This window comes from Methylotenera sp. (assembly GCF_029945535.1).
Classification (GTDB): Bacteria; Pseudomonadota; Gammaproteobacteria; order Burkholderiales; family Methylophilaceae; genus Methylotenera.
Map to the genome: position 1 here is coordinate 134,419 of NZ_JAQSCU010000013.1, position 21,399 is coordinate 155,817.

The following is a 21,399-nucleotide window of genomic DNA, read 5'->3' on the forward strand; positions in this document are numbered from 1 at the left end:
GCATGAGATTTTGGAGTAAAAAATGACCGAACAAATATCCGCACTATTAGATGATGAAATTGCTCTGGAAGATGCCGAGCATTTGATGGCAGGCATGCAAACCAATGGCCACGCGGGCGAGGTCTGGAGTCAGTACCATTTAATAGGTGACGTAATGCGCGGTGCAAATGCGTTGAGCCCTAACTTTAAACAAAACTTAATGGCAAAAATTGATTTAGAGCCTACTGTGTTGTCTCCCAATGCCGCTTGGGTTAACGAACCGAAAGTGTTAAGCGAGGCAAATGAGTTGAACGAAGCGCGAAGTAAGAAGCAAGCTTTAGATGTGAAAAGTAAATTACCTGCGACTCATTTGCCTGTTGTATGGTCAGTTGCGGCATCATGTGCAGCGGTAATGGTGGTGGGCTGGATGGTATTGCAAACTCAAGTTGGCAACCAAGCGGCACCTGCTATGGTTGCTCAAGCGGCACTTTCACAAGAGGTGGCTACATTACCCGCAACAAGTGAGCAAGGTGTTCCAGCTGAGTATTTAATGGCACATCAAGCTTCTGCGCCTTCTGCGAGTTCATATTATATTCAATCAGCGAGTTATACAGAGTAATGCGCATTAAAGGGTTTGTTTTAGCTTGCTTGTTCGCAAGCACTTTGTCTAGCGCGAGTCAGACCGTACTCGCTGCCAGCGATGATGACAAGTGGCAGATATTGCAAAAAGCGGCTTTAGCTGCTCATGCACTAAGTTATCAAGGTATCTTCGTTTGCCAGTCTGGACAACAATCTAAATCTGTTCAAATTAAACATTTTTTTGATGGGCAAAATGAATTTGCCCGCAATGTTCTGCTTGATGGCTCTCCTCGTGAGGTGCTTAGCCAAGGCGGTGATTTAATCATTTATAACCCTAAAAATGAAAAAATAGTCATAGAGAAACGCAGGGGGCAAAATATGTTTCCGGCAGTTTTGCCTGCAAATCTAGCGGCTGTGAAACAGAGTTACACCGTGCGTACTGGCGATATTGAGCGTGTTGCAGGCCGTGAAGCACAAATACTATTTTTAGAGCCAAAAGATGACTTACGTTACAGTTACCGCTTTTGGATAGATACTGAATATGGCCTTATATTAAAATCGGTGATGTTTAACAGTCGAAATGAAATGATGGACAGTATTTCGTTTACTCAGCTCAATTTAGTGAACACTGTTGATTTAGATTGGTTTAAACCGAAAATTGACAGTAAGAAAAATTATGTGATGGAGGATGAGGTGCCAGCGCAAGCTGATTACAATCCTAGTCCGCATTGGATGCTAAAGCAGTTACCAGCAGGCTATCGTAAAGTGGATCAGATGCTGCGTACGGTGCATGGTAAGCCTTTACCGGTCACGCATGTAGTGTTTTCAGATGGTTTAGCTTCGGTGTCGCTGTTTATCGAACCTATAACTAGCGGTGTGAAACCTAGAGCGGGTCATAGCGTAGTTGGCAATACTAGTTTTTATTCTAGTGTTGCAGGTTATTTGCAAATTACCGTATTGGGCGAAGTGCCAGAAGCTACCGTTGCAGCAATTGCAAACTCGGTAGTATTTGTTAAATAATTCATTACCCATCCACCATCAATACAGCTTAAATCCTCGTTAAAATTCATTAAAAAGTAATAAAATATTGCCATGATAGAAGAATACGCAATAGTCACAAAGTCCGCAGGTGCCACAGCTACGCTAGAGATAGAACGGCGTACCGCATGCGGGCTTTGCGGCCAAAAGCATGGTTGTGGTAACGCCACTTGGGGCAAGATGCTTGGGCATGATAGCCATGATTTTGTTGCTGAAAATCAAATCAACGCGAAGGTGGGTGATAGCGTTGTGGTGGGAATTGATGAACAAGCCGTACTTAGTTCTGCTTTTTTTCTTTATGTAGTGCCATTAGTCGGTTTGTTAATAGGTACGCTTGCCGCAGATTACTTATTCAAAAATCAATTTTATGTGATCCTTGGTGCGGCGTTGGGTTTAGTGCTGGGCTTCTTATGGGTTAAAGGTCATCTGATTGGCCATGATAAATCTGGCGTGGCATTTAGTAAAAAGTATCAAGCGGTTATTTTGCGTTTAGCTGATGATGAGGCTGGGGTTGATCATTCAAAGCTTGATAAAACTTAAAGCTACCCCAATTATAGTTGTGAGTAAGTTGGAGTTTGGTAACTTAAAATTAAAGTTATTAAGTTTCATGATGTTTCTAAATATTAAACGAGGTGAATAGATGTTAAGAAATTGGATTACTGTCATTGGTTTTGGATTAATTACCGCGATAAATACCAGCGCCTATGCAAAAGACCTACCAGACTTTACTGAGCTCGCTGAAAAGCACGGTGCTGAAGTGGTGAATATTAGCGTCACTCAAAATGTACATGCTGATCCTAGCGCCATGCCTTTCCCAGGTATGGAAGGTGATGAGCAGATGCAAGAATTCTTTAAGCGTTTTGGTATTCCAGGTATGCCTGGGCAAGGTGCCCCTCAGCAGGATTACAAATCGCAGTCGCTGGGTTCAGGTTTCATTATTAGTAGTGATGGCTACATACTGACTAATGCGCATGTGGTCAATGAAGCGGATGAAGTCATCGTTAAGTTGTATGATAAACGTGAGTTCAAAGCCAAGATTATCGGCGTGGATAAGCGCACAGATGTAGCTTTGGTAAAAATCGAAGCGACTGGTTTACCTAAAGTAAATGTGGGCGATCCTGCTAAATTAAAAGTGGGTGAATGGGTAGCTGCGATCGGCTCGCCATTTGGTCTAGAAAATACCATGACAGCCGGGATTGTCAGCGCGAAAGGGCGTGCTTTACCTCAAGAAAATTTTGTACCATTTATTCAAACAGACGTCGCGATTAACCCAGGTAATTCAGGTGGCCCTCTATTTAACTTGGCTGGTGAGGTTGTAGGTATTAATTCACAAATTTACAGCCGTAGTGGTGGCTCTATGGGTTTGTCGTTCAGTATTCCAATTGATGTCGCGATTGATATTTCAAATCAGCTGAAAGCTTCAGGAAAAATTACTCGTGGCTGGCTAGGCATCGCTATTCAAGAGATTACTAAAGAGCTTGCTGAATCTTTCGGCATGAAAAACACCAATGGTGCATTGGTCGCAAGTGTTGAGAAAAACGGTCCTGCCGATAAAGGTGGTTTAGAAGCGGGTGACATCATTACTAAGTTTGACGGTAAAGCGATTACATCTTCAGCTGATTTACCACGTGCTGTGGGTGCGACTAAGCCAGGTAAGATTGCCGCTGTTGAAGTGTTGCGTAAAGGTGCAGTTAAAACGTTTAGTATGGGCGTAGGTGAAATGCCAACTGAGACAGCTGAAGCTGTACAAAACAGTAAACCTGTACCAAAAGCTGAAGCTAACAGGATTGGACTCACTTTAAAAGAGTTAACTCCACAGCAAAAGAAAAAGCTAAACGGAAAAAATGGTCTGTTAGTGATGGAAAGCGCTGGGGCAGCTGCTCAAGCAGGTATTCGCCGTGGTGATGTAGTGTTAGGCTTAAATAATAGCGAATCGCAAAGTGTAGATTTATTCAACAAGCAAATTAATGCTGTCGCTGTTGGTAAGACAATTGCTGTATTAGTCTTGAGGGGTGAAAACACTCTGTATGTACCAATAAAGGTGACTAAATAGTTTGTAAGTTATTAGTTTTTTCAATAAAAAAGCCGCTTCAAGCGGCTTTTTTATTCTGATGAAATCCAGAATCAAGTTAATTTTATAGGTGGTTATTTTTCATTCGAGTGACCAATTACACCTAAAAATGCTCTCACTAATCCGTAGGCAATCCAAGAAGCAAAGCGTTTGAATATATTGCCTCGCGTCCAATGTTGTGGGTCAATACGAATTGCCCCATCTTCGATACTTGCTTGAATGTCGGTTCTTAGTTCTTGAGCAAATGCTGCATCTTTTACTACCACATTAGCCTCCCGCGCTAATAACAGGCTAAAAGGGTCTATATTTGAAGAGCCAACTGTCGCCCAAGTATTATCAATCACCGCCACTTTGCTGTGCATAAAGCTTTTGCGATATTCGAAAATCTCAATCCCCGATCTTAAAAACTCACTATAAAAAGCATGTGTAGCGAACATCAGGAAATACTCCATACGTCCTTGCAATAATAATCTAACCTTAACGCCGCGTTTAACTGCGGCTAGTAATGCTAGGCGAAATCGTCTACCAGGCACAAAGTAAGCATTGGCGATGATAATTTCAGATTTAGCGTGGTCGATGGCATCTAGGTAGGCATCTTCAATATCACTTCTATGCAACACATTATCGCGTAGTACAAGTGCCGCTTTAATATTGTATTGTTGAGGATTAGACGAGTTCACCAAATTTACGGTTTTAGTTATGACTAGATTAGGTCTTCGTATATGTATCCAAGCAATTCTGCGCCAAAGCTTTTGCAAGCTAGCAAGGATGATAGGTAATAACTTTCCTTCAATTCGCACAGCGTAATCAACGCGAGGCGGCACGTTGTTTGGAGCATTATTAGGTAGGTCGTAATCGTCAATAATATTAATACCGCCAACGAAGCCAATATGCCCATCAATTACGGCAATTTTTTGGTGCAATCGCCGCAGACGCTTCTTTTTTAGTGACCAAGGTGATATTTTTGGACGGTAAAACATCACTTGCACACCTGTTTTTTCAAGCGCTTCTACATAGCTTTTGGGTAAATCTTTGCTGCCGAAGCCATCCAATAAAATGTTGACCGATACGCCACGTCTAGCTGCATTTTTTAGAGCCTCACCAATCTGTATACCGGTGACATCGTCCTTATAAATATAACTTTGTAAGTATATTTCTCGAGTTGAGCTCTCAATGGCAGCCAAAAGCGCAGGGAAATACTCCGTCCCACTGCGTAATAATTGAATTTGATTGCCATCAACAAAATAGGTCATATTTTATTGAGTGTTGCAGTAAGAATCGCATGGTCGGAAACTTTTAAAAAGTGCGCACCTGAATGTACTTCTACATGCTTTACGTTAAAGCCACGCACGTAAATTCGGTCTAGCCTGAGCATGGGTAACCAAGCTGGAAAGCTCTTCGCAGGTTTTCCTGCGTGGTGTTCAAATACCTCATGCATGTGTAAGCGTTTGGCGAAAACTTGCCCCGTACGCATGCCCCAATCGTTAAAATCACCCGCAATAATTAATGGGGCATCGGCTGGAATATGTTGTTCAATATACTCGGAGACAGCCACTAACTGCTTGCGTCGCCATTGTGCAAATAGCCCTAGATGTACGCAAACTGCATGTAAAGGCACATCCCAATTCGGGATGTTGATTTCACAATGTAACATGCCTCGTTGTTCAGTGGCATGCGCAGAAATATCTTGGTTATTGGTTTTAATAATGGGAAATTTGGAAAGTACTGCATTGCCATGATGACCTGCAGGATAAACTGAATTCTTACCGTAAGAGTAATCAGACCAAACCTCATCAGCTAAAAACTCCATTTGCCCTGAAGTAGACATAGACGCAAAGCGCTCGGTGTGTTTGGTGTGTGCATCTTGTACTTCTTGCAAAAAAATCACATCGGCCTGTAGCTTTCGTAACATATCACGTTGAAGATGCAAAGAAAAACGGGCGTTAAAGTGAGTAAAACCCTTGTGAATGTTGAAGGTAGCGATACGCAGTGTGTTATGCAAAATTGACTTTACGACTGATATTATTCATGAGTTTTATCATACTCTAAAAGCGTGGCAGCGTTGGTTGGCTAGCGAACATTTGCTATAAGTGAATATTCTGTGTTTATCTATATAAAAGTTATAAAATATCTTTCATGGATATATCCATAGATATATCTATCAATATACGGCGTGAGGTAAATGATGAAAATAAATCCTTTAATTTTTCTTTTCGCTTTGATATTAATGTCAGCGAACTCTTTGAGTTATGCAGATAGCGAAATTAGTGATAAAGAAACAGGCTGCAAAATTTGGAACTCAAAAATCCTAGTGGGCTATACCATCAGCTGGACTGGGCAATGCAAAAACGGTAAAGCTGACGGCACGGGCAGTCTGCAATGGTTTTTCAACAAGCGCCCAGAAGGTCGTTACGATGGTGATTATGTCCTTGGTAAGATGCAAGGCCATGGCACTTATGCCATGGATGATGGCAGTCGCTATATAGGTGAATTTCAGAATAATCTGCGTAGTGGTAGAGGTGCTTATCTATGGGCGGATGGTACACGCTACGAAGGCGACTATCAAAATAATCTGATGGATGGCAAAGGCACTATTTACTGGGTAGATGGTAGTTTTTATGCGGGTGAGTTTCAGCAAGATAAAAAATTCGGTTTTGGCAAATTAAGCTTAGTACTCAATAATCCATATATCAAAGACTTTGCAGATTCTGGTAAATGGATTGGTAATTACTATATTGTCGAAGGTGTTTTTGCCGACGATGATTTAATTGCTTCTTGTCAGAGTGAGGCTGCTTGCATAAAACAATTAACACAAGTCATGCAGGTCAACGGTCGAAAAAATGCAAAAGTGAAAAATTAAGTCCATATTGCCAATTTTGAAGGTAACTCCACAATTAATTACAAACTAATCAAGCATTTGTTGTAAAATCACGGCTATTGTGAAAAGGCGCTTCTGGCGCCTTATCTTTATTTATAAAGCAGGATTAACCTAATAAAGCAACATTAAAAGTTTTAAAAAGCTTAAAAAAGACTAAATGAAAAATATTCGTAACTTCTCCATTATTGCCCATATTGACCATGGTAAATCTACACTAGCGGATCGCATTATTCACCTCTGTGGCGGGCTAGCTGATCGCGAAATGGAGGCGCAAGTGCTTGATTCTATGGATATTGAGCGTGAGCGTGGCATTACGATTAAAGCTCAAACAGCGGCACTAGAATACAAAGCAGATGATGGTCAAATTTATCACCTTAACCTGATTGATACTCCAGGTCATGTGGATTTTAGCTATGAAGTGTCACGTTCACTTTCAGCTTGTGAAGGTGCGCTATTAGTAGTGGATGCCAGTCAAGGCGTTGAAGCGCAAAGTGTTGCTAACTGCTATACCGCGCTTGATTTAGGCGTTGAAGTGACTGCCGTGTTAAATAAAATCGACTTGCCATCTGCCGACCCTGAGCGCGTGATGCAGGAAATTGAAGATGTAATTGGTATCGATGCAAGTGATGCGGTGCGTTGCTCAGCCAAAACTGGTTTGGGCGTGCGTGATGTGTTGGAAGCTGTTATCAAAAAAGTACCGCCGCCAGTAGGCGATGTGACTAAACCGTTAAAAGCCTTGGTAATTGATGCGTGGTTCGATAATTACGTTGGCGTGGTAATGTTAGTGCGTGTGATAGATGGCGTATTAAAGCCAAAAGATAAAATTAGATTAATGGCAACACACGCAGAGTATTTGTGCGAACAAGTCGGCGTATTTACGCCAAAATCATTACAAAAAACTTCGCTTTCTGCAGGTGAGGTAGGCTTTGTGATTTCAGGTATTAAAGAGCTCGCTGCTGCAAAGGTTGGTGATACTGTGACACTGGCGGGTAAGCCAGCTACAGAGGCTTTGGCAGGTTTTAAAGAAGTGAAACCACAGGTGTTTGCTGGGCTATATCCAGTTGAATCAAGCCAATTCGAAGCGCTACGTACCGCGCTCGAAAAACTAAGCTTGAATGATGCCAGTTTGCTATTTGAGCCAGAAAACTCTACTGCATTAGGTTTTGGTTTTAGATGTGGCTTCTTAGGTTTGCTACACATGGAAATCGTACAAGAGCGTTTAGAGCGCGAGTACGATATGGATTTGATTACCACTGCGCCAACTGTGGTGTATGAGTTATTACTCAAAAGTGGTGAAGTGGTGCAAATTGAGAATCCGTCACGCTTACCTGAGTTGTCGCGTGTCGAAGAAACGCGTGAACCGGTCATTAATGTAAATCTATTAATGCCACAAGATTACGTAGGGCCGGTGATGACCTTGTGTAACAATAAACGCGGTTTACAAAAGAATATGCAGTACATGGGTAGGCAAGTGATGCTTAGCTACGAGATGCCACTGAATGAAGTGGTGCTAGATTTCTTTGATAAATTAAAATCAGTGTCACGTGGCTATGCTTCAATGGACTACGAATTTTTGGAATTCCGTGCGGCAGATTTAGTCAAGCTTGATATTATGGTGAACGGCGAACGAGTCGATGCGTTGAGCATGATTGTTCACCGAGGCAATAGCGTGCGTCGTGGTCGCGAAGTGGCAGCTAAAATGCGTGAACTGATTCCTCGCCAAATGTTTGATGTAGCCATTCAGGCTTCGATAGGTGCAAATATTATTGCGCGTGAAACCGTTAAAGCGATGCGTAAAAACGTGATTGCGAAATGTTATGGTGGGGACGTTTCGCGTAAACGCAAACTGCTTGATAAGCAAAAAGAAGGTAAAAAGCGCATGAAGCAAGTGGGTAACGTAGAGATTCCACAAGAAGCGTTTTTAGCTATTTTACGTATTGAAGATTAAGTAAGTCTAAATAATAGGCGATAAGGATAAATAATGTATTTTGCTTTATTCATGGTGGCGATACTCTTAGTAACTGGCTTTATTTGGTTACTTGATAGTTTGGTCTTAAAGAAAAAACGTCCAGTCGGCGCGGCAGAGCCTGTCGCTGTTGAGTATGCTAAAAGCTTCTTTCCTGTGATTTTTGTAGTGTTTTTCGTACGCTCTTTTATCGTTGAGCCTTTCAAAATTCCTTCAGGCTCTATGATGCCAACGCTGTTGGCAGGCGATTATATTTTGGTGAATAAATTTACCTATGGCCTACGTGTGCCAATTTTAAATAATACGTTCTTTGAGATTAACCACCCGACTCGTGGTGATGTGTTCGTATTTCATTATCCGCCTGAACCGTCAGTAGACTATATCAAACGTGTCGTTGGATTGCCTGGTGACAAAATTCGTTATCAAGATAAACGACTAACGATTAATGGAAAGTTTTTAGATGTGCAGGATGTTGGTGATTACGCCTATGTGAAACCAGGTTTAAATATGGTGACAGCTAAGCAATATCATGAACAGTTAGGTAACGTAACGCATGATATTTTGATTAATGAATGGGTGAATAGTTACGATTCTGATGCAATTGGTGCAAAATTTGCAAATGATGAGGAAGTTACTGTGCCTGCTGGACATTATTTAGCGATGGGTGATAATCGTGATGACAGTTCAGACAGCCGCGTGTGGGGATTTGTACCAGAGAAAAACTTAGTCGGCAAAGCGTTTTTTATCTGGATGAATTTTGATAAAGGTTCTCGAATCGGTAATCCAATTCATTAGTTTATAACATTCAATTTTCTAAAACATGGAGAAATTTATGCATAATCCTCAAATAAAAAACCCAATGAAACATCAGGCTAGTCATAAGAAGCAAGCTGGTGCGACGTTGCTCGGCATGTTGTTTGTCGGGGCAATGTTGTTTTTTGTTGCGATTATTGCAATGAAAATTTTTCCTGCTTACCAAGAGTATTTTTCGGTTAAAACAGTTATACGCGCTATGAACAAAGAATCTTTAAGTGGCATGAGCAAAAAAGAAATTCAGGATTCTTTTGATAGACGAGCTAATACCTCATATATCACAGTCATTCACGGCACAGATCTAATCATGGGCAAGAGTAGCTCAGGTGAAACAACAGTTGCTGCGCAGTACCAAGTCATCACTCCGCTTTTTGGCAATATTAGTGTCATGATGGATTTTAATGCTTCGGCAGACGGTAAGTAAGTTAGAAACACAGGTATCAAACATATTCAATGACTCAGCAGGATTTATCAAAACGCCTTAGTTACAAGTTTGTAGACAAAAATCTGCTGACTCAAGCACTGACTCATCGTAGTTACGCTTCTCAGAATAATGAGAGGCTCGAGTATTTGGGAGATGGCGCGCTTAATTTCATTATAGCTAATCAGCTATATCAGCGCTTTCCAAGTTTGGCTGAAGGCGATTTAAGTCGCTTGCGAGCGCAATTAGTAAAAGAAGCCACCATCAGCGAAATTGCATTTTCATTAGATATTGGTGACGCACTGAAGCTAGGCGAAGGCGAATTGAAAAGCGCCGGCTGGAGAAGGCCGTCTATACTGGCGGATGCTTTGGAAGCCATTATTGGCGCGGTGTATCTTGATGGTGGATTTTTTGCGGCAGAGGCTTTGGTTTTGGAGCTTTATACTGAAAAACTTAGCACGATAGACCCTAAAATTATTGATAAAGATCCTAAGTCTTTATTACAAGAAGTTCTACAAGGCAAAAAGATTGCTGTGCCAGAATATGCTGTTGTTCACACTAGCGGTGAAGCGCATGCACAGGTATTTATTGTAGAATGTTTCATACAAAAACTCGATATTCGTACCGTAGGCGAAGGCACTAGCCGCCGCATCGCTGAGCAACAAGCAGCTCAACTTGCATTACTCGCGTTAGAAAAAATTCGATTTGGTAAAAGCCAAATCGCATAAATTATTATTGGATACCCCAAAATGACAGACTCAAACTTGGATTCAGATTTGGATGTGGACACCTTGTCTGCATTCAAATGCGGCACCATTGCAATTGTAGGCCGCCCTAACGTAGGGAAATCTACGTTGTTAAATCATATTTTAGGAATGAAGTTAGCCATTACTTCGCGCAAAGCGCAAACTACGCGCCATCGTTTGCTGGGCATTCATACTACAGAAGATACCCAGTTCTTGTTTGTAGATACGCCAGGCTTTCAACAAAAGCATCTTAATACGCTGAATAAAGGTTTGAATAAAACCGTGACACAAGTACTCACAGAGGTTGATGTGGTGCTGTTTGTGATTGAGCCTATGAAATTAGGTGAAGCTGACCGCAAAGTATTAGCATTATTGTCAGATAAAACCCCGACAATTTTGGTGGTGAATAAATCAGATTTGATGGGTGATAAAGGTAATTTGTTACCACTGATTCAAGACTTTGATTTAGAATTTCCATTTACAGACATCGTGCCTGTGAGTGCAAAAAAGAGTCTCAATTTAGATGAGTTGTTACATACGATTCGCAAATATTTACCTGAGCAAGCAGCGATTTATGCTGAAGATGAACTGACCGATAAAAATGAACGTTTTCTAGCTGCCGAGCTAGTGCGTGAGAAGATTTTCAGATTGGTTGGTGATGAACTTCCTTATGCCGTCGCGGTAGAAATTGAAAAATTTGAAGTGGTTGGTAACTTACGCCGTATTTTTGTCGCCATTATTGTCGATAAAGATAGCCAAAAACCAATGCTCATTGGTAAAAGTGGCGAAAAAATGAAGCAGATTTCTACTGAAGCCCGCCAAGATATGGAGAAATTATTTGGCGGTAAAGTTTACCTAGAAACTTGGGTGAAAGTTAAAGGCGGTTGGGCCGATGACGAAAGAGCACTAAAAAGTCTGGGTTATTAACTAGGCGGTAATTAAGCTAATTAGTTTAGAGTATTCAGTATGCCGAATAATGTCTATAACATTCCTGTTTATGGCAAGCCAATCGAGCTAGATGAACAAGGCATTTATTACGCAATCAATCGTAAAACCGGTGATATCAATAATGTATTCCAGCTGGTTTATGAAGGTGATGCTAAAGAGGACCAAGATTGGTATCTATATCAGTTAAAAAATACTGGTAAAAATGGCGAAATGGGCTGGGTGATACTGGCAGACAATGGTGACTACCCTTTAAAAAGTGTTTCTACCGAAGAGATTAAGCATCATTTTGATAAGCCCGAATATGCGGAGCCTAAAGGCGCCTGGCAACTTATGCGAAATTCACGATATGGATTTGGCAAATTCACCCCCATCAACGCAGATGAGAACGTGCGTTTTGCGTTTATTCTTTTTTCAGGTGCAGAAATGTTGGTGCCATTATTGATTTTAAAGGCGGATGATCAGAGCTTGCAAAGTTTAGCTGAGCCTGAACAATAATGGCGGTTAGTGCTAATTCACATCGCCAAGATAACCAACCTGTCTATGTGCTTCACACCTACCCGTTTAAAGAAACCAGCTTAGTTGTAGAGTTATTTGCACACGGCTTTGGCCGTGTGGCCACTACGGCAAAAGGGGCAAGGCGGCCACGCTCTGCCATGCGTGGCATGTTGCAGTCTTTTCAGCCTTTACTCGCCACTTGGTCTGGCAAGTTAGAGCTTAAAACGTTGCATAGCCTAGAGTGGGGTGGAGGCTTGTTGCTGCTTAAAGGTGATGCGCTGATGTGCGGCTTTTATCTGAATGAATTGTTGTTACGATTGCTCCCACGTGAAGATCCGCATGAAAGCTTATTTGAGTATTACAGCGCAACCTTAAAGATACTAGCTAACGGTGAGGATTTAGCCACTACGCTTAGGCGTTTTGAACTGAAGTTGTTGCAAGAGTTAGGTTATGCAATTCCGCTACAGCATGATGTGAGTAATGCACAGATTTTAGAAGATGCCAATTACCGTTATGTTGCCGAATATGGTGCAACAAGGCTAAATGGGTCGCCAACGCGTATAAATAATGGCATACAATTGTTCGGCAAAACCTTAATAGATATGGCGAGTGACGATTACAGTAATGGACAAACGCAGCAACAGAGTAAACAACTGATGCGTTACTTATTAGCCCATTACTTAGGCGATAAACCATTGCATACGCGGCAGTTGCTCATTGATTTGCAGGGTTTATAATTTTATAAAGTTTAAAGATAGAAGTTAATCATGATTAAATTAGGTGTCAACATCGACCACGTAGCGACCATCCGCCAAGCGCGTGGTACCAAATATCCAAGCGTGGTTCAGGCAGCTTTGCGCGCAGAGCAATCGGGAGCAGATAGCATCACGTTACATTTGCGTGAAGATCGCCGCCATATGCAAGATGCGGATGTCCACGCTTTGCGTAACTTGTTGCAAACTCGCATGAATTTGGAATGTGCTGTAACTGATGAAATGATAGAGATTGCTTTGGAAGTTGCACCGCAAGATGTCTGCCTAGTTCCAGAGCGTCGTGAAGAGCGCACTACAGAAGGTGGCTTAGATGTCATTGGTAATTTTGCAAATGTGCATAAAGCAGTAAAAAAATTAAGTGATGCTGGCATCCGCGTGTCCTTGTTTATTGGCCCAGATGCAGCACAAATTGACGCAGCAAAAAAAGCTGGTGCGCCAGTCATTGAACTGCATACAGGTACATTTGCCGATGCGGAGAATTCAGCTGATAAAGCCCGTGAGTTGCAGCGCATCAAAGATGCCGTGAGCCACGGTTTGAAATTAGGTTTGGTAGTGAATGCAGGCCACGGCTTGCATTACCATAATGTGCATGAAATCGCATCCATTGAAGGAATAGACGAGCTTAACATTGGGCATGCAATTGTTGCTCATGCATTATTTGTTGGCTGGGATAATGCGGTGCGTGAAATGAAGGCACTGGTTAAAGAGTTTAGTTATAAATAACTCAACGGATTGAAGCTCAAGTAAATGATTTTTGGAATTGGCACTGACATCGTAGAAGTCGCTCGAATCGAGGCTTCGATTCAGCAGTTTGGCGATGATTTCGCTAAACGCATCTTGGCTGAGAGTGAGTTAGCCAGCTATTTTGAGTCGCATATCAAAGCACGTTTTCTAGCTAAGCGTTTTGCTGCAAAAGAAGCTTTTTCTAAGGCTTTAGGCACGGGGTTGCGAGCGCCTGCAACCTTCCAAAACATTGCAGTTTCTCATGATGATTTAGGCAAGCCCTTGTTGGTTTTAGCGTCCGAGTTGCAAGCGTTATTGAAATCTAAAAATATCACGCAAATGCATATTAGTATTAGTGACGAGAAGAATCTAGCCGCCGCATTTGTGGTGCTGGAAGTGGATAACACAGCATGATAGAGACGATAGATACAGCACGCCGATTTGGCGGTGTTTCAAGGTTATACGGTGTTGATAGCTTAGCTAAATTACAAGCGATGCACCTATGTGTCATCGGTATCGGTGGTGTGGGTAGTTGGGCCGCGGAGGCAGTTGCGCGCAATGCTGTGGGTACGATTACATTGATTGATTTAGATAATATTGCTGAGTCCAATGTAAATCGCCAATTACATGCTGTAGAGGGTGTATTTGGAAAAGCCAAAGTGACCGCAATGGCCGAGCGTATTCGACTGATTAACCCAGCAGCGGTGGTGCATGAAGTTGAAGATTTTGTGACAACTGAGAACGCTAATGAAATACTCAATTGCAATTTTCATGGCATCATCGATTGCATAGATGATGCGAAAGCCAAAGCCGCTATTGCTGCATTCTGTCAGCAAAAGAACATTCCATTAGTCATGACTGGCGCAGCAGGTGGACGTTTGGATGCAAGCCGCATCAAGCAGGCAGATTTAAGCCAAGTCAGTCACGATAAGTTGTTGGCAAAAGTACGTAACTTGTTACGCCGTGAATATGGTTTTGCAAAAGCCGATACAGGTAAAAATAAGCCTTCAAAGCTTGGCATTCAATGCATCTATTCAGATGAAGAAGTTATCATGCCCGATCGTGTATGTGAAAAAAATGATGCGGCAATCACAGGCTTAAACTGTGCAGGATATGGTTCTAGCGTATGTGTGACCGCGCCATTTGGATTTGCAGCAGCGGGCTTGCTAATTCGAGACTTGTTAAAGAGTTAATGAGCCTGAAGCTAATGAGTATTCATGTCAGAATCTAACATTTTGTTTTCGAGTGTTTGGTGAATTTGCTCTAGCAAAAAACTTGTAGATTCCCGACCTAGTTTTGATTCTCGCATTGCCATATGCCACATAGAGATGCAACTTCTCAAGTCGTACTCATTGCTACACGAGTTAACGCACACCTTGATGCTGTGTCCCATCAACCCTAAATAATCGTCCGTCGACTCTAGAAGTATGGTTTTAATTGCCGCAATTTTTGCTGAGTCGATAGGCAACTCATCATTGATTGCGTTGATGAACGATAGTGTAGTCAGTGTTGAATGACTGGATGCTTTATTCTTAGTTAACGAGTTTATGTTGTTGAATTGATGGATGTAACCATCTGAAATTAGTTTACTTAGAGTGATTGTTAATTGCTCTTTTTTAAAAAACTTTTCAAGCTCATCAACATTACGAACCCCATTGACCAGTAGCAAAACTTGCCGCTCTCTTACACTTAGCGTGCGATTTTGATTGATAAATTCATTGAATCCAAGTGCTGATTTTTCATACACCATATTTATTATTTTTCTATATAAAAATCTACAGAAGGATTTTGGTGTAGAAATATTACAAAAAAATGTCAGTAAATCTAGTTCTATCGTGTAGATTGTTTTTCATCAAAATTTCATCAATTTGTCACAATCGGCGCATAATATCCTATGCATATTAATACTGAAAAACATATGCGCTCAACCTACCCACCGTTAAAACTACTTAATCGCGACATTAGCATTCTAGCGTTCAATCAACGTGTATTAAGTCTTGCACAGAATCCTGATTATCCATTGCTAGAGCGCTTACGCTTTCTTTGTATTGTTTCTTCGAATCTAGATGAGTTCTTTGAAGTACGGGCTGCGCCGCATGTTGACGCAATGCGTGAAGATGAGCGCAAAAGCGAGATTAATGTGCAAAGTTATGAGGCCATATCAGAAGCCGCTCATGCTTTAGTTGATAAGCAATATCAAATTTTCAATCATGAGGTGATGCCAGCGCTGGCAAAGCACGGCGTATATTTGGTTTCGCATGGCGATCGTACTGCGGAGCAACGTAAATGGGTGGCCAAGTATTTTGAAACTGAAGTGCGCCCGTTGCTAGTGCCTGTAGCGCTTGATCCTTCACATCCATTTCCCTTAGTTGCTAATAAATCACTCAACTTTATCGTGTTGTTGGGCGGCAACGATGCATTTGGCCGTGATAACAATATTGCTATTGTTAAAGTGCCAAGAGTATTACCGCGCTTAATTAAATTCCCTAAAAATCTAAGTGATAAGCAGCAAAAATTTGTTTCTTTATCTAGCGTTATTAGAGCGCATTTGGCTAGCTTGTTCACTGGGCGCGAAGTGCTTAATTTTTCACAGTTCAGGGTTACTAGGCACTCCGACTTGGCTGTAGATGAAGATGATGTGAAGAACTTGCGTACAGCTCTAAGGCAAGGCTTAGTGCAACGTAACTTTGGCGATGCGGTTCGTTTAGAAGTGTCACATGGTTGTGATGAAAAGCTCGCTAAGTTCTTATTGCAGCAATTCGACTTGCCTAAGCAGTCTTTATATCGCGTTAATGGTCTTGTGAATCTCGCTCGATTGATGCAGTTAGCGGATTTAGCCGAAGGCGATGATTTAAAATTCAAGCCGTTTGAGCCTAAGCGCAGTGAGCAGTTGGTTTCTGGACAATCATTTTTTACCCAGTTAAAACAAAAAGATATATTGATTCACCAGCCTTACGAGAGCTTCGAGTCAGTCATTGATTTCCTGCGTGAAGCGGTTTATGACCCAGATGTATTGTCAATTCAGCAAACTATTTATCGTACAGGTTCTGATCCACGCATGCTTAAATTGCTGCAAGAAGCCGTTAGGCGTGGCAAAGAAGTGATGGCTGTGGTTGAGCTTAAAGCGCGCTTTGACGAAGAAGCCAATATCAACTGGGCTGAAGACTTAGAATCAGTTGGTGCGCAAGTGGTATACGGCGTCGTGGGTTTAAAGACACACGCTAAGATGTTGCTAGTCATGCGACGTGAGGGGGCACATTTAAAGCACTACGGCCATGTTTCTACTGGCAATTACAACCCAAGAACAGCGCGTTTATATACCGATGTAAGTATGCTAACGTCCGATGTGCAAATCACTCGCGATATGGAGTATTTGTTTAGACACATTGCTAGTCAAATACAATTACCTCGCATGCAAAAGCTACTTGTTGCGCCGTTTAATTTGCATAGACAAATGTTAGCTAAAATTAGAACTGCCGAGCTTGCTGCGAAAGCAGGTAAAACTGCACGTATTATTCTGAAAATGAACGCACTGACCGATGTTGCATTGGTACAAGCCTTAGTCAATGCTGGGCGTGCTGGCGTTGAAATCGATTTGATATTGCGTGGCGCCTGTATCTTGCCTGTAGATGCGCCTGGCCTAGATGGACGTATCAGGGTGCGGTCAATTATAGGAAGGTTGCTGGAACACTCTCGCGTTTTCTATTTTAAAGTAGATGAAGTAGAAAATATGTGGCTTTCAAGTGCCGATTGGATGAACCGTAATATGATGCGCCGTGTAGAAATTGCTTGGCCTATTGTCGATGCTGATAATCGCGCGCGAATTTTGCTTGAATGTTGCCAGATGTACTTGGATGACAGCAAAAATTCATGGTTACTTAACGCAGACGGAACTTATACTTTGAGCATACCTGCGTTGCCTCAATCTAAAGCGAAAGAGAACGAATTCAGCGCGCAGCAACAGTTACTAAAAAAATACGAAAACTAATGTAGAAGATTTAATATAGAGAACGTGGCGTAAAAACGTAGCACAGAAAATACAATGGAAAATTTGATTTTATGGCGACATGCCGAAGCTGAAGTGCAAAGTAAAAGTGGCGCAGATTTTGACAGAGCTTTAACAAAGAGCGGGCATAAAGATGCCGTTAAAATAGCGAAGTGGTTGAATCAGCATTTACCTAAGAATACTGAGGTGTACTGCAGCCCGGCAATACGTTGCTTGCAGACTGCAGCTGCTTTGCAAGCACTGTGTTCAATTCACGTTGAAGTGGCTGACTTTCTGAGTGTAGATAGCACGCCAGAGATCATTGCTAGCAAAGTTAGCAATGATGATAGTAGCCGCACCATCTTAATTATTGGACACCAGCCCAATTTAGGTACGTTAATTACAAAGCTACTTGGCATGAATGAGAGTGCATGCGCAGTCAAGAAGGGCGCAGTTTGGTGGCTGCGCCAACGTGTGAATGAGGGTGTTATGCAAAACTATTTATACGCAGTTAAACACCCTAATTTATAGGCGATATTATTTCTTTTTTGGACGGCCTGTTTTAATCGTAGGCACTTTGCTCATAGCCACTTTTAAGGCGGCATCAGTCATCGCAGCTAATTGCATAATGCCCGCGCGTAATAACTCACTTTTTTTCGCAGGATTGCCTAGTTTGGCTAAACGTTCTTTCAACACGTAAAGCTGTGCATATTCAGCTTTCGGCATTGTAAAGCTGTCACGTTCCATTTTTAATTTAGGTGCTTTTTCTTTTGTAACTGGTTTGGTCTTTACAACTTTTGGCGCAACTGCTTTTGGTGTAACTTTAGCTGGACTAGTCGCAACTGGTTTAGGCGTTGCTACTTTTGCGGTAACAGCCTTAGCTGCTAATGGTTTTGGGGTAACAGTTTTTTTAACTGCAGTTTTCACTGGAGTGTTTTTTTCAACAGGCCCTTTTAGTGCTGCAGCTTGTAGCTGATTGATTTTTGACATTATGGTCTCCTAAATAAACGGTATAAACAGTTTATACCGTTACAGAATGTTTGAATGTGAATTTTTTATGACAAAATGTTAAATATTTGAAATTTCTAGATGCCAGTTAATTTTCTGCCACGCGATAGTTTCTTCATCTAATAGGTAATAAGATTGCGGAAATTTTTCAGGCCAATATTTTGGTATGATTAATTGAATACTGTTTTGTTTGAAGTGCAGTTGGAACCCACGTAGGTTAGGCATCTGACGCGCATGGCACAAAATAACTGCAAGACGTAAACACACGAGCTGCATAACGAAAATACGGTCAGAAAAGTCAGTTTCCAGGCGCTTTAATTTACCTTTATAACCCAGCGTTAACAGACTTAAACAATGAAGCTCGCTTTGGGAGAACCCTGCTGGCTCTGTATGTTCTAGAATATATGCGCCATGTAAATTCGCGTCAATTGGCGAAACTGCGCAGCCAATCTCATGCAGTAAGCTAGCCCAGTGTAATTTACGAGCGTGCACTTGTTGTTCGCCAGCTGCAAAATGTATATTCTCACTAATTTTCTCGAATAACTTACCAGCGACGTCGGCCACAGTTTTTGCGTGCGGTTCATCTACATCAAACTTACGTGCTAAACGCTGAACAGAGGCGTTTCTTAAATCGACCATTTCGTTGTCACGTGCGAGCATGTCATACAGCAAACCATGTCGCAATGCGCCCTGAGCTACGTTTAACGTTTCAATTTTTAAGAAGTCAAATATACCGATGAGAATAGATAAGCCACCTGCAATGACAGGCTTTCTATCTTCTTTTAAACCTAGTAGCCGTAATTTATCTACGTGCTTAGTTCGTAATAATTCATCTCTAAGCCAATATAGACCTTCTTTAGTGATGGTATTAACTGGTCGCCCATATTGCACTAACACGTCAGCTACCGCGCCCACAGTGCCAGAGGCGCCGTAGGCAATGTCCCATTGTGTGTGGTTAAAGTGTGTACCTAATGTATCAAAAATAGATTCAGCAGCAATTTCTGCGCGGGTAAAAGCATTTTCGGTGTATTCACCTGAACCAAAATGCTTGAGTGACCACGCAACTGACCCCACATGCAGTGACGCTGTATGCTGTGATGTAAAGCCTTGACCTAAAATAAACTCAGTAGAGCGGCCGCCAATGTCTATGACTAAACGTCGCTCATTCGATTGCGGTAAAAATCTGCTCACGCCTTTGTATATGAGGCGGGCTTCTTCCACACCCGAAATGACTTCTACATCAAAGCCCAACGCTTTTTTAGCTAGCTTAATAAATACATCACGATTATTAGCTTCACGTAAGGTTTGGGTGGCAACTGCACGAACATGTGATGGGTCAAAACCTTGTAGGCGCTCCCCAAATCTAGCTAGGCAGCGAATTCCACGTTCCATCGATTCGGCTGTTAAATTGCGGTTTTCGTCTAAATCTCCACCTTGTCGTACGGCCTCTTTTAGGTATTCTACGCGTTGAATATGGCCGCTATCCAATCGACCGATTTCAAGTCTGAAGCTGTTTGAACCTAAATCAATCGCCGCGAGCAAGGTTTTGTCGGCAGGTATTACTGGTAAATTAATTAGGTTATTTTGCATGGTCGCCAACTTAAACTTTAGAATGTTCTATAAAACAATATTATTGTTTATTTTGTAATTATAGTTTGAAAGTTTGATGACAATTGTAAAATTAAATATCAGGGATTTGTTTTATCGATAGTGGCTTCGGCAGAACCAGCACCGAATGTCAGCGTCACATCGTCACCCTGTCGAAGTTGCTGGCTTGAACTGATGATCGTTCCTAGTTTATTTTGTACAAAAGCGTAACCGCGGGTGAGTACGGCTTGTGGGTTAAGATGGGTTAAATTCTGGCTCGCACGTAATAAATTTTGCTGCTTATTTTTTACTTGCTGATTCATGGCAGTATTCAAACGCAAAGTCATTTGCGCGAGTTGCGATTTTTGCTGCTCAATTTGTTGAGACGGTGAAATTAGCCTACGCGATAAGTAATCTAGGGCTTGCGCGCGCTGATTAAGTTGATATTGCATCATTCGGCTTAATTGCTGCTTTAGTTGATTGAGTGCGGCTAGTATATTTTCTCTGGAAGGAGTGGCTAGCTCGGCAGCAGCTGTTGGCGTTGCGGCACGCACATCGGCTACAAAGTCGCAAATGGTAAAGTCAGTTTCATGACCGACGCCACTAATGGTAGGTATCGAGCACTCTGCAATGGCTCTAGCAACGATTTCTTCGTTGAATTGCCATAAGTCTTCAATGCTACCGCCGCCCCGACAAATAATCAGCACGTCACACTCAGCACGTTCATTAGCCAATTGAATTGCATCAGCAATCTGTATTGCTACACCTTTACCTTGTACTGGTGTGGGGTAAATCACAATCGGAATACTAGGCATGCGGCGTTTGAATGTGGTGAGTACATCGCGTAAGGCTGCAGCATCAGGAGATGTCACTATGCCGATTTTTTTGGGGTGTGTTGGCAGCGACTTTTTAAACGCAGCATCAAATAAACCTTCTTGTTGAAGCTTGGATTTTAGCTTTTCAAATGCCTCGAATAGAACACCCAAACCTGCGCGCTGTAAAAACTCGATGGTGAGTTGAAAGTCACCACGTGCTTCATACAGCGTGACAGTGCAACGGGCTTCAACTTTATCACCTTCTTTTGGCACCCAATCTAAATAGCTGTTGCGGCCTTTAAACATCACACAGCGTACTTGAGCACTGCTGTCTTTAAGTGAAAAATACCAATGCCCGCTTGCTGCACGCGTTAAGTTAGAAACTTCGCCAGATACCCAGAAAAGCGGAAAACTTTGCGTTAATACCTGATTGGCTAAACGATTTAGTTCGCTCACGGTCAAAATTTTCCCGTTACGAATTTGCTTTTCATTCAATAAAGTAGGTTCAGTCATCAGGCGTTATCTATTACAATGTTTTATTGGGTCAATTATAAGCGACAGCTAACAAATCGCA

The 21,399-nt window shown here is 42.0% G+C and carries 23 protein-coding genes; 17 read left to right on the forward strand and 6 right to left on the reverse strand.

Features of this window, described 5'->3' with window-relative positions:
- Window positions 1-22 precede the first annotated feature (22 nt).
- The 4 genes from PSU72_RS08430 (at window position 23) to PSU72_RS08445 (ending at window position 3,649) form a co-directional block, all read left to right on the forward strand.
- Window positions 23-598 (forward strand): sigma-E factor negative regulatory protein, encoded by a 576-nt coding sequence (locus PSU72_RS08430; protein WP_300431883.1) that lies wholly within the window; start codon window positions 23-25, stop codon window positions 596-598.
- On the forward strand, window positions 598-1,578 hold the full coding sequence (locus tag PSU72_RS08435; protein ID WP_300431884.1) for a MucB/RseB C-terminal domain-containing protein: 981 nt from the start codon (window positions 598-600) through the stop codon (window positions 1,576-1,578). The genes PSU72_RS08430 and PSU72_RS08435 overlap by 1 nt, the downstream gene beginning before the upstream one ends.
- A 72-nt stretch (window positions 1,579-1,650) precedes the next feature.
- Window positions 1,651-2,136, forward strand: a complete 486-nt coding sequence (locus PSU72_RS08440; RefSeq protein ID WP_300431885.1) for a SoxR reducing system RseC family protein — start codon at window positions 1,651-1,653, stop codon at window positions 2,134-2,136.
- Between the two features lie 100 nt (window positions 2,137-2,236).
- A complete protein-coding gene (locus PSU72_RS08445) occupies window positions 2,237-3,649 on the forward strand; it encodes a DegQ family serine endoprotease (RefSeq protein WP_300431886.1) in 1,413 nt (470 codons plus the stop codon).
- Window positions 3,650-3,741: 92 nt separating this feature from the next.
- On the opposite strand, the gene clsB is transcribed toward PSU72_RS08445, so the two are convergent.
- Window positions 3,742-4,920: a cardiolipin synthase ClsB gene (gene clsB / locus PSU72_RS08450; protein ID WP_300431887.1), complete on the reverse strand. Its 1,179-nt coding sequence runs from the start codon at window positions 4,918-4,920 to the stop codon at window positions 3,742-3,744.
- Window positions 4,917-5,669: an endonuclease/exonuclease/phosphatase family protein gene (locus tag PSU72_RS08455; RefSeq protein ID WP_300431888.1), complete on the reverse strand. Its 753-nt coding sequence runs from the start codon at window positions 5,667-5,669 to the stop codon at window positions 4,917-4,919. The genes clsB and PSU72_RS08455 overlap by 4 nt, the downstream gene beginning before the upstream one ends.
- 225 nt (window positions 5,670-5,894) lie before the next feature.
- Here PSU72_RS08455 and PSU72_RS08460 point away from each other — a divergent pair, with 225 nt between their 5' ends.
- The 11 genes from PSU72_RS08460 to PSU72_RS08510 all read left to right on the forward strand — a co-directional run bounded on the left by PSU72_RS08460 (window position 5,895) and on the right by PSU72_RS08510 (window position 14,623).
- The gene (locus tag PSU72_RS08460; protein ID WP_300431889.1) at window positions 5,895-6,527 is read left to right on the forward strand and encodes a hypothetical protein; all 633 of its coding nucleotides are present in this window, start codon (window positions 5,895-5,897) and stop codon (window positions 6,525-6,527) included.
- Window positions 6,528-6,702: 175 nt separating this feature from the next.
- The gene (lepA, locus tag PSU72_RS08465; protein ID WP_300431890.1) at window positions 6,703-8,493 is read left to right on the forward strand and encodes a translation elongation factor 4; all 1,791 of its coding nucleotides are present in this window, start codon (window positions 6,703-6,705) and stop codon (window positions 8,491-8,493) included.
- A gap of 33 nt (window positions 8,494-8,526) precedes the next feature.
- A complete protein-coding gene (gene lepB / locus PSU72_RS08470; RefSeq protein ID WP_300431891.1) occupies window positions 8,527-9,306 on the forward strand; it encodes a signal peptidase I in 780 nt (259 codons plus the stop codon).
- A gap of 37 nt (window positions 9,307-9,343) precedes the next feature.
- Window positions 9,344-9,748 carry a DUF4845 domain-containing protein gene (locus tag PSU72_RS08475; protein WP_300431892.1) on the forward strand — a complete coding sequence of 135 codons (405 nt, stop codon included), beginning with the start codon at window positions 9,344-9,346 and terminating at the stop codon, window positions 9,746-9,748.
- A 29-nt stretch (window positions 9,749-9,777) separates the two neighbouring features.
- The gene (rnc, locus tag PSU72_RS08480) at window positions 9,778-10,473 is read left to right on the forward strand and encodes a ribonuclease III (RefSeq protein ID WP_300431893.1); all 696 of its coding nucleotides are present in this window, start codon (window positions 9,778-9,780) and stop codon (window positions 10,471-10,473) included.
- Between the two features lie 21 nt (window positions 10,474-10,494).
- The gene (gene era, locus PSU72_RS08485; protein WP_300431894.1) at window positions 10,495-11,418 is read left to right on the forward strand and encodes a GTPase Era; all 924 of its coding nucleotides are present in this window, start codon (window positions 10,495-10,497) and stop codon (window positions 11,416-11,418) included.
- Window positions 11,419-11,457: 39 nt separating this feature from the next.
- Window positions 11,458-11,934 (forward strand): hypothetical protein, encoded by a 477-nt coding sequence (locus tag PSU72_RS08490; protein WP_300431895.1) that lies wholly within the window; start codon window positions 11,458-11,460, stop codon window positions 11,932-11,934.
- A complete protein-coding gene (gene recO / locus PSU72_RS08495; protein ID WP_300431896.1) occupies window positions 11,934-12,671 on the forward strand; it encodes a DNA repair protein RecO in 738 nt (245 codons plus the stop codon). Before PSU72_RS08490 ends, recO begins: the two co-directional genes overlap by 1 nt.
- A 30-nt stretch (window positions 12,672-12,701) precedes the next feature.
- Window positions 12,702-13,430, forward strand: coding sequence for a pyridoxine 5'-phosphate synthase (gene pdxJ / locus PSU72_RS08500; RefSeq protein ID WP_300431897.1), 729 nt, complete (start codon window positions 12,702-12,704; stop codon window positions 13,428-13,430).
- A gap of 24 nt (window positions 13,431-13,454) precedes the next feature.
- Entirely contained in the window at window positions 13,455-13,844 is a 390-nt protein-coding gene (gene acpS, locus PSU72_RS08505) for a holo-ACP synthase (RefSeq protein WP_300431898.1), read from the forward strand.
- Window positions 13,841-14,623 (forward strand): tRNA threonylcarbamoyladenosine dehydratase, encoded by a 783-nt coding sequence (locus PSU72_RS08510; RefSeq protein WP_300431899.1) that lies wholly within the window; start codon window positions 13,841-13,843, stop codon window positions 14,621-14,623. The genes acpS and PSU72_RS08510 overlap by 4 nt, the downstream gene beginning before the upstream one ends.
- Before the next feature lie 11 nt (window positions 14,624-14,634).
- Here PSU72_RS08510 and PSU72_RS08515 read toward each other — a convergent pair whose 3' ends face one another.
- Window positions 14,635-15,180 carry a hypothetical protein gene (locus PSU72_RS08515; RefSeq protein ID WP_300431900.1) on the reverse strand — a complete coding sequence of 182 codons (546 nt, stop codon included), beginning with the start codon at window positions 15,178-15,180 and terminating at the stop codon, window positions 14,635-14,637.
- A gap of 168 nt (window positions 15,181-15,348) precedes the next feature.
- Here PSU72_RS08515 and ppk1 point away from each other — a divergent pair, with 168 nt between their 5' ends.
- Window positions 15,349-17,418, forward strand: coding sequence for a polyphosphate kinase 1 (gene ppk1 / locus PSU72_RS08520; protein WP_300432509.1), 2,070 nt, complete (start codon window positions 15,349-15,351; stop codon window positions 17,416-17,418).
- 54 nt (window positions 17,419-17,472) lie between these two features.
- The gene (locus PSU72_RS08525; RefSeq protein ID WP_300431901.1) at window positions 17,473-17,946 is read left to right on the forward strand and encodes a histidine phosphatase family protein; all 474 of its coding nucleotides are present in this window, start codon (window positions 17,473-17,475) and stop codon (window positions 17,944-17,946) included.
- 6 nt (window positions 17,947-17,952) lie between these two features.
- On the opposite strand, the gene PSU72_RS08530 is transcribed toward PSU72_RS08525, so the two are convergent.
- The 3 genes from PSU72_RS08530 to xseA all read right to left on the reverse strand — a co-directional run bounded on the left by PSU72_RS08530 (window position 17,953) and on the right by xseA (window position 21,338).
- Window positions 17,953-18,405 (reverse strand): hypothetical protein, encoded by a 453-nt coding sequence (locus tag PSU72_RS08530; RefSeq protein ID WP_300431902.1) that lies wholly within the window; start codon window positions 18,403-18,405, stop codon window positions 17,953-17,955.
- Between the two features lie 78 nt (window positions 18,406-18,483).
- A complete protein-coding gene (locus tag PSU72_RS08535; protein ID WP_300431903.1) occupies window positions 18,484-20,013 on the reverse strand; it encodes a Ppx/GppA phosphatase family protein in 1,530 nt (509 codons plus the stop codon).
- Between the two features lie 98 nt (window positions 20,014-20,111).
- Window positions 20,112-21,338: an exodeoxyribonuclease VII large subunit gene (gene xseA, locus PSU72_RS08540; protein WP_300431904.1), complete on the reverse strand. Its 1,227-nt coding sequence runs from the start codon at window positions 21,336-21,338 to the stop codon at window positions 20,112-20,114.
- Window positions 21,339-21,399 lie beyond the last annotated feature (61 nt).